This is a genomic window from Streptomyces sp. 8L, assembly GCF_020176795.1.
Classification (GTDB): Bacteria; Actinomycetota; Actinomycetes; order Streptomycetales; family Streptomycetaceae; genus Streptomyces.
Window position 1 is genome coordinate 1 of sequence record NZ_JAIUKE010000545.1, and the last position, 7224, is coordinate 7224.

General features: G+C 75.2%; 6 protein-coding genes. 4 read left to right on the top strand and 2 right to left on the bottom strand.

Annotated elements, in window-relative coordinates; translation table 11 throughout:
- Positions 1–1075, bottom strand: a 1075-nt coding sequence (locus tag LCE31_RS33815; RefSeq protein WP_374118640.1) for a helix-turn-helix transcriptional regulator, incomplete at its 3' end; no start/stop codon positions are given.
- 202 nt (positions 1076–1277) lie between these two features.
- Here LCE31_RS33815 and LCE31_RS33820 point away from each other — a divergent pair.
- The 3 genes from LCE31_RS33820 (at position 1278) to LCE31_RS33830 (ending at position 4157) form a co-directional block, all read left to right on the top strand.
- Positions 1278–1874, top strand: a complete 597-nt coding sequence (locus tag LCE31_RS33820) for a DinB family protein (protein ID WP_225021330.1) — start codon at positions 1278–1280, stop codon at positions 1872–1874.
- A gap of 285 nt (positions 1875–2159) precedes the next feature.
- A complete protein-coding gene (locus LCE31_RS33825) occupies positions 2160–3260 on the top strand; it encodes a winged helix DNA-binding domain-containing protein (protein ID WP_225021332.1) in 1101 nt (366 codons plus the stop codon).
- Between the two features lie 96 nt (positions 3261–3356).
- Positions 3357–4157, top strand: coding sequence for an SAM-dependent methyltransferase (locus tag LCE31_RS33830; RefSeq protein WP_225021334.1), 801 nt, complete (start codon positions 3357–3359; stop codon positions 4155–4157).
- 54 nt (positions 4158–4211) lie between these two features.
- On the opposite strand, the gene LCE31_RS33835 is transcribed toward LCE31_RS33830, so the two are convergent.
- Positions 4212–5921, bottom strand: a complete 1710-nt coding sequence (locus tag LCE31_RS33835; RefSeq protein ID WP_225021336.1) for a S53 family peptidase — start codon at positions 5919–5921, stop codon at positions 4212–4214.
- Positions 5922–6147: 226 nt separating this feature from the next.
- Between LCE31_RS33835 and LCE31_RS33840 the strand changes: the two genes are divergently transcribed.
- The gene (locus LCE31_RS33840) at positions 6148–7014 is read left to right on the top strand and encodes a Bax inhibitor-1/YccA family protein (RefSeq protein ID WP_225021337.1); all 867 of its coding nucleotides are present in this window, start codon (positions 6148–6150) and stop codon (positions 7012–7014) included.
- The last annotated feature ends 210 nt before the right edge of the window (positions 7015–7224 follow it).

Below are 7224 nucleotides of genomic sequence, written 5' to 3' on the forward strand. Positions count from 1 at the left end.
GGGGCGGCCGGGGGGGCGCCCCCCGCCCCCCGGCGGGGGGGGGGGCCCGGGGCGCCGGGGGGGGGGGGCCCCCCGCCCCCGCGGTGACGCGGCGGGCCAGCAGCGCGAAGGCGTCCTTGAGCTCGGCCGGCCCGACGACCTCGATCGCGGCGTCGAACTGTCCGAGCCATGCGGCCAGTCCGGGCCAGGACCACGCGCCCAGGACGAGCCGGCAGCGGTCAGGGCCGAGTTCCTCGACGACTCCGTCGCGGGCGTACGCGGACACGACGGCGCCGGGCAGGCCGAGGATCACCTCGCCGCGGCAGGGCCAGTCGGCCGAGCCGTCCCCGCCCCGGAACCTGGCGGCCACGAACGCGCCGACCTCTCCGCCGGGCACCTCGCGCGGGGTGAAGCGGGGGCCCGTGGGGGTGCGCGGGACGATCCGGTCGACGCGGAAGACGCGCCAGTCGTCACGGTCGAGGTCCCACGCGACGAGATACCAGCGCCCGCCCCGGGTGACGAGGTGGTGCGGCTCGACCCGGCGCTGTGTGGGGGCCGGGGCGCCCACGCCGTCGTCCGGGGTTCCCGGCGGGGCCACGCGGGTGTGGCCGAAGCGCAGGACCTCGCGGGCGTGGACGGCCGCACTGAGCGCCATGAGGACCCGCGGGTCGGCTCGCGGACCCGGCCGGCTGCCCGTGCCCTCGACCGCGGTGACCCGCAGGGCGTCCACGCGATGGCGCAGCCGCGCGGGCATGACCTGCCGGACGGTGTTCAGCGCGCGCGCCGCCGCCTCCTCGACGCCGGCGCCCGAGGCCGCGACGGTCTGGAGGGCGACGGCGAGGGCGACGGCCTGCTCGTCGTCGAACAGCAGCGGCGGCAACCGGGCGCCTGCGCCCAGCCGGTAGCCCCCGTCCGGGCCTTTGACGGCTGCGATGGGATAGCCGAGTTCGCGCAGGCGGTCCACGTCGCGGCGTACGGTGCGCGGGCTGACCTCCAGCCGCTCCGCGAGCAGCGCCCCCGGCCAGTCCCGGCGCGCCTGGAGGAGCGAGAGCAGCGACAGCAGTCGTCCCGAAGTCGTCGTCGGCATGACATCCATACTCCCCCGGGAAGAGGCCACAACCTGACCGCTACTGCTGGGAGAGTGTCCTTGTGCCCGGCCGGGAGACCCGGGAGAACGGCCGGGACCGCCTGTACCGGCGAGAACCTGCCGGAGCCGCCGGAACAAGCGGGATGACCGCAACCCGCAACCCGGAACCCGGAACCCGGAACCCCGAAACGACGAGAAGGACTCGATCACTGTGACCACCCCACCCACGCCCTCCTCCGCCCCCTCGGCGGCCTCCGCTTCCGACGGGGAGCGGGCCGACCTGCTCGGCCACCTCGCGAGCGTGCGATCCGCCCTGGTGAAGTCGGTGAGCGGGCTCAGCGACGAGCAGGCGGGCGAGCGCCCGACCGTCAGCGCGCTCTGTCTGGGCGGCCTGATCAAGCACGTCGCGTCCGCCGAGGAGGCATGGCTGCGCTTCGTGGTCGAGGGCTCCTCCGGGATGAGCTTCGAGCTGCCCGACGGCGTCACCTGGGCCGACATCATGGCCGGTACGGCACGCGAGATGCCGCGGTGGATGACGGACCGCGAGAAGGACTTCCGGATGCTGCCGGGCGACACGGTGGACGGAGTCCTCAAGCGCTACGAGGAGGTCGCCGCGCGCACCGAGGAGATCATCGCCGGCGTCCCCGACCTGTCGGCCACCCACCCGCTGCCCGCCGCGCCCTGGCACGAGGCGGGGGCCGAGTGGAGCGTGCGCCGGGTGCTGATGCACCTCATCGGCGAGACCGCCCAGCACGCCGGGCACGCGGACATCCTGCGCGAGACACTCGACGGCCGGACGACGACCTGACCCGCCGGGGCCCCGACGCGTGCGCGACCGGCGTGGCGGGGCGCCCAGCGCGTGCGCGGTCGCGGTGCCGGCGCCCGCCGGGCGCGCGACCGAGGTGAGTGCAAGCCCGAAAGGCCCGGGGCTCGGATGGACCGGAAGCCCGGATGGACCGGGAGCCCGGAAGGACCGGGAGCCCGGGAGCCCGGGAGATACAGGGGCCCGAAGAACCGGAAGCTCGAAGGATCGGGAGCCCGAAGGACCGGGAGCCCGAAAGGCCCGGAAGCCCGAAAGGACCTGACGAACACCATGACCGTTCTCGGCAGCCGAGCGCTCAACCGCGCCACGCTCGCCCGGCAGTTGCTGCTCGACCGGGCCGGGATGCCGGTCCTCGGCGCCGTCGCCCACCTCTGCGGCCTCCAGGCGCAGGAACCGCAGGAACCGTTCGTCGGGCTCTGGTCGAGGCTGCGCGGGTTCGACCCGGGGGACCTCTCGGACCTGCTGACCGGGCGACGCGTCGTACGGACCCACCTCATGCGCAGGACCGTCCACCTGCTCACCGCGGACGACGTCCTGGCCTGGCGGTCCCGGCACGACGCCATGCTGCGGCAGCGGGTGCTCGGGAACTACCGCAGGGACCTCGAAGGGGTCGACCTGGAGGAACTCGCCGCGGCCGGGCGGGCCGTACTGGCCGACGGGGAGCCCCGCTCGATGGGCGAGCTCGCGCGGGCGGTCGCCGGGCGGTGGCCCGCGCCGGGGCCGCGGGCGCTGGGGGAGATGCTGGTCGCCGCCCTCGTCCCGATGGCGCAGCTGCCGCCCCGCGGGCTGTGGCGCACGAGGGCGGGGGTGCGCAACGCCCCGCTCGCCGCCTGGCTCGGGCGTGAGATCGACCCGCCGGCGCCCGAGGGCTCCGATCCGGTCGGGGCGGAGCTGGTGCGCCGCTACCTGGCCGCCTTCGGCCCCGCGGCCTCGGCCGACCTGCGCGCCTGGTGCGGTCTCGCCGGGCTCCCCGCGGCGGTGGCCGCGGTACGGGAGGAGCTGGTGGCCTTCCGGGACGAGCGGGGCCGGGAGCTGCTCGACCTTCCGGACGCGCCGCGCCCGGACCCCGGCACGCCCGCGCCGGTCCGGTTCCTGCCGGCGTTCGACAACGCGATACTCGGCTACCACGACCGCGGCCGGATCATCGACGACGCCCACCGCGGCCTCTCCGTCGCCGGCGCGCGCGTGGTGCTGGTCGACGGCCGGGCGGCCGCGACGTGGAGCGTCGACGCCGGCGCCGTGGTCGTCACGCCGCTGCGCGGCTTCTCCCGGGCCGAGCGCGCCGCCGTCGCCGAGGAGGGGCGGGACCTGGCGTCCTTCCTGTCCGACGGGGAGAGCGGCGACGTGCGCGTCGCCCCGCGGGAGGGCTGAACCGGGGACCGAACCGACCCCATGGCCAACTGCTGCTCCGCGTCGATGAGATGATCCGCGCATACACGTCGCCCGTACGCCCGTCAGGAGTCGCAGATGACGACAGGGACCCCGGTTCCCCAGATCGACACCAGCAAGCCGCACCCTGCACGGATGTACGACTTCCTGCTCGGCGGCAAGGACAACTACCCCGTGGACCGGGAGGTCGCGCGGCGCCTGCCCGCCAACTCGCCCATCGACGCGCGGCTGAACCGGGCGTTCATGCACCGGGCCACGGCCTGGCTGGCGGAGACGGGCATCGACCAGTTCCTGGACATCGGCACCGGCATCCCGACCCAGCCCAACCTGCACCAGATCGCCCAGGGTGTGAACCCGGCCTGCCGCGTCGTCTACACGGACAACGACCCGATCGTGCTCCGGCACGCGGAGGCCCTGCTGGTCTCGGCGCCGGGAGGCGCCACCGACTATGTCCAGGCCGATGTGCGCCGGCCGGAGGCGATCCTGGAACACGCCCGCGAACTCCTCGACTTCGACCGGCCGATCGCCCTGTCGCTCATCGCGCTGATGCACTTCATCCCGGACGACCAGGACCCGTACGGCGTCACCCGCCTGCTCGTCGACGCGCTGGCGCCGGGCAGCTACCTCGTACTGACGCAGGGCACGGGTGACTTCCACCCGGAACTCGCGGCGGCGGTGTCCACCACGTACCGGTCGGGGGGCATTCCCCTCACACTGCGCTCACGCGACGCCGTGGCCCGTTTCTTCGACGGCCTCGACCTCGTGGAACCGGGCCTGGTGCGCGCCACGGAGTGGTACAGGACGGGACCCGCGCCCGAGGTGGCGGACAGCTCCTTCTACGTCGGGGTCGCCCGCGTGCCCGCGGCGCCTGCCGTCTGAAGCCCGCCGGGCGCGTGCTCAAGTTCCCGTTGCCGTACGGGAAGTGACGCGGCGTCATCGCGTCGTACGGCTTGCGCGCAGATGCGCCAGGAGCGCGGCGCCGCGCGGTGTGCCGAGCCCCGTGCAGGCGTCCCAGCCCACCGCCGCCGGGTACCCGCCGTTGTCACCGGACGTGATGTCCGTCAGCGGCGCGGGCGGGGCCTCGAGCGCGTACAGCAGCGGAGCGAGCAGGCCGAGCGGAGCGTCCAGCGCCTCGCTCAGCCGGCACACCAGCGCCGCCCACAGCGGGGCCGCCGCGCTGGTGCCGCCCAGTGTGGTGTCCTTGCCGCCGACGCGTATCCGGTAACCGGTCGAGGGGTCGGCGACCGCCGCCACGTCCGGCACGCCGCGCCGCTCGGCCGGGCCCTGGCCGCGGCCGGGCTGCCGCTGCCCTGCGGGCTGGTACCGCCGCTGCCACAGGGGTACGGGGAAGGCCGCGCTGCGCCCGCCGCCGGTGGCGCCGCTGCCCAGTGCGAGCGCGTTCCAGACGGTCTCGACCGCGGTGCGGCCGGACCCCGCACCGGCACCCTGCGCCTTCCCCGCACCGGCCCCCGGCGTCCTCCCCGCGCGGCTCCCGCCGTCGTCGGCCAGGCGGAGCGAGGTGCCGCCCACCGAGAGGACGTGCGGGCTCGACCCCGGGTAGTCCACGTGCCGCCCGCCGCCCTTCTCGCCGTCCGTGCTGCCGACGTCACCGGCCGCCGCGCACACCGTGATGCCCAGCGCCGCCGCGTCGGCGAGCACCTCCTCGAGTGCGGCCAGGGACTGCGGGGTCCAGTGGTCCTCCGGCGCGCCCCAGCTGATCGAGAGCACCGTCGGCGTGGGGCTCGCGTGCACGGCCGACGTCACCGCCTCCACGTAACCGCGGATCGTGCCGGGCGCGAAGTGGACGACGAGTTCGGCGCCAGGCGCCAGCGCGCCGAGCACCTCGATGTCGAGCTGGACCTCGCCGTCCGCGTCCTCGTCCACGCCGGGGTTGTTGGCCGCGCCCGCCACGTCCACCGACCGCACGACCGGGGGAGTCACGCCGAGCCCGGTGAAGTACGCCCGCAGTTCCGCCTCTTCGTACCCGCCGCCGAACTCCACGAGTGCGGCGATCCGGCCGCTGCCGTCCGTGTCCGGCGGGAAGCCGTACACCTCGGCCAGTTGCAGTGGCGTGTACGCGACGGGGCCCGCGCCCCCGCCGTGCGCAGGCCCGTTCTTCCCGGGCGTGCCGAGCAGCGGCCTGCTCAGCAGGGGCCTGCCGTGCGGCCGGTCGTCGGTGCCCAGCACCGCGACCACCACGTCCGCCAGCTCCGGCGGGACGTGCAGGCCGCCGGTGCGGGCACGGTGCGCCAGTGCGCGGCCGTCCCGTCCTGTGCCGCGCGCCGCCAGCAGCCGGGTGCCGAGCAGCGCGCCGGCCGCACCCGCCGGGCCCGCGACCGTCATCCGCCGCGAACCCGCGTGCACGTCCGCCACCGTCAGTCCGGCCGCCTCGACAGCGTGCCGCACCGCGGCGAGGTCCGCGGGGTCGGCGCCGAACCGGTCGGCCAGCTCGTCGCGCGTGATCGTCCCCGGGCCGTGCGCGAGGTCCCGGGGGAGGGGCGCCCTGCGGCGCAGCAGGACGCTGAAGTCGACCTGTTCCCCGGCCCCGAGCGGGGCGGACGCCGCGTCGGCCGGGAGGGCGTCGCGAAAGCTGCCGGGGAGCGGCACACTTGGCCTGGGCGAGGGGGCGGGCGAGGGGGTCATCCGGTCAGGCTAGGCCCATACGGTCGCCGTGGGGGCCGTTGTACGGGCGTCGTGCGAGCGTCGTGCGGGCCTCATGCGGGCGTGGTGCGCCTCTCGCAAGAGCCTCGCGACGGCCTCGCGGGGGAGGTCACGATCGGGCAAGATCCTTCGCGCGGACGAGATGGTTCTCTTTGCCTACCCATTACCCTTGACGCGAGACCGCGCACGGCGGTCATGGAGGAGTGAGATGAGGAGCAGCAACCCGGTCTTCTCACGACGGGGCTTCACCCGTGACACCGGCGCGGGCGCCGGGTACGCGGGCTTCAACACGGCGCCCCGGGCCGGGGGCGCCGCCGTCGGCACCAACCCGTACGCGACGAACCCGTACGCGGCCGACCCCTACGGCCGGCAGGCAGCCGCGGGCCGGTCCGGTGCCATGACGATGGACGACGTCGTCTCCCGCACCGCCCTCACGCTCGGCACGGTCGTCGTCACGGCGGTCCTGTCGTGGCTGCTGCTGCCGGTCGACGCGGCCAACGTCAACAGGTCGTACGGCATCGCCGTCGGGGCCGCGGTCGTCGCGCTGGTCCTGGGGCTGATCCAGTCGTTCAAGCGCAAGCCGACGCCCGCGCTGATCCTCGCGTACGCGGCGTTCGAGGGGATCTTCCTCGGCGTGCTGAGCAGCGTCGTCAGCACGTACATCGCGTCGGGGGTCGTCGTCCAGGCCGTGCTCGGCACGATGGCCGTCTTCGCCGGCACGCTCCTCGCGTACAAGATGCGCTGGATTCGCGTCACGAGGCGCTTCTACCGGTTCGTGATGGCCGCCGCGATGGGCTTCCTGATCCTGATGGCCGTCAACCTTCTGTTCTCCCTTTTCACCCACGGGGACGGTCTGGGCTTCCGCAGCGGCGGCCTCGGCATCGCGTTCGGCATCGTCGGCATCCTGCTCGGCGCGTGCTTCCTCGCCCTCGACTTCAAACAGGTCGAGGACGGCGTCTCCTACGGCGCGCCGCGCGAGGAGTCCTGGCTCGCGGCGTTCGGGCTCACGATGACACTGGTCTGGATCTACCTGGAGATCCTGCGGGTGCTGTCGATCCTGCAGAACAACAACTGACGCCGCGCGCGGCGGAAACCGCCGAGGAAAAACGGTCGAAGGAACGCCGAAGGGGGGGGGGGGGGGCCGGCCCCCCGGCCCCCCCCGGGGGGGGGGGCGGGGGGGGCGGGGGGGCGGCGGCCGGCCTGGCGCGGCCGGAAGCCGCCGGCCGCCGCGACCCGGGCGCGGAGACCCCGAAGACGGGGCCGCCGCGTCGCCGGGGGGCGTGCG

Coding starts and splice junctions, on each gene's coding strand:
- LCE31_RS33825 (WP_225021332.1), top strand. CDS start 2,160: ATGACCGTTCTCGGCAGCCGAGCGCTCAACCGCGCCACGCTCGCCCGG.
- LCE31_RS33830 (WP_225021334.1), top strand. CDS start 3,357: ATGACGACAGGGACCCCGGTTCCCCAGATCGACACCAGCAAGCCGCAC.
- LCE31_RS33835 (WP_225021336.1), bottom strand. CDS start 5,921: ATGACCCCCTCGCCCGCCCCCTCGCCCAGGCCAAGTGTGCCGCTCCCC.
- LCE31_RS33840 (WP_225021337.1), top strand. CDS start 6,148: ATGAGGAGCAGCAACCCGGTCTTCTCACGACGGGGCTTCACCCGTGAC.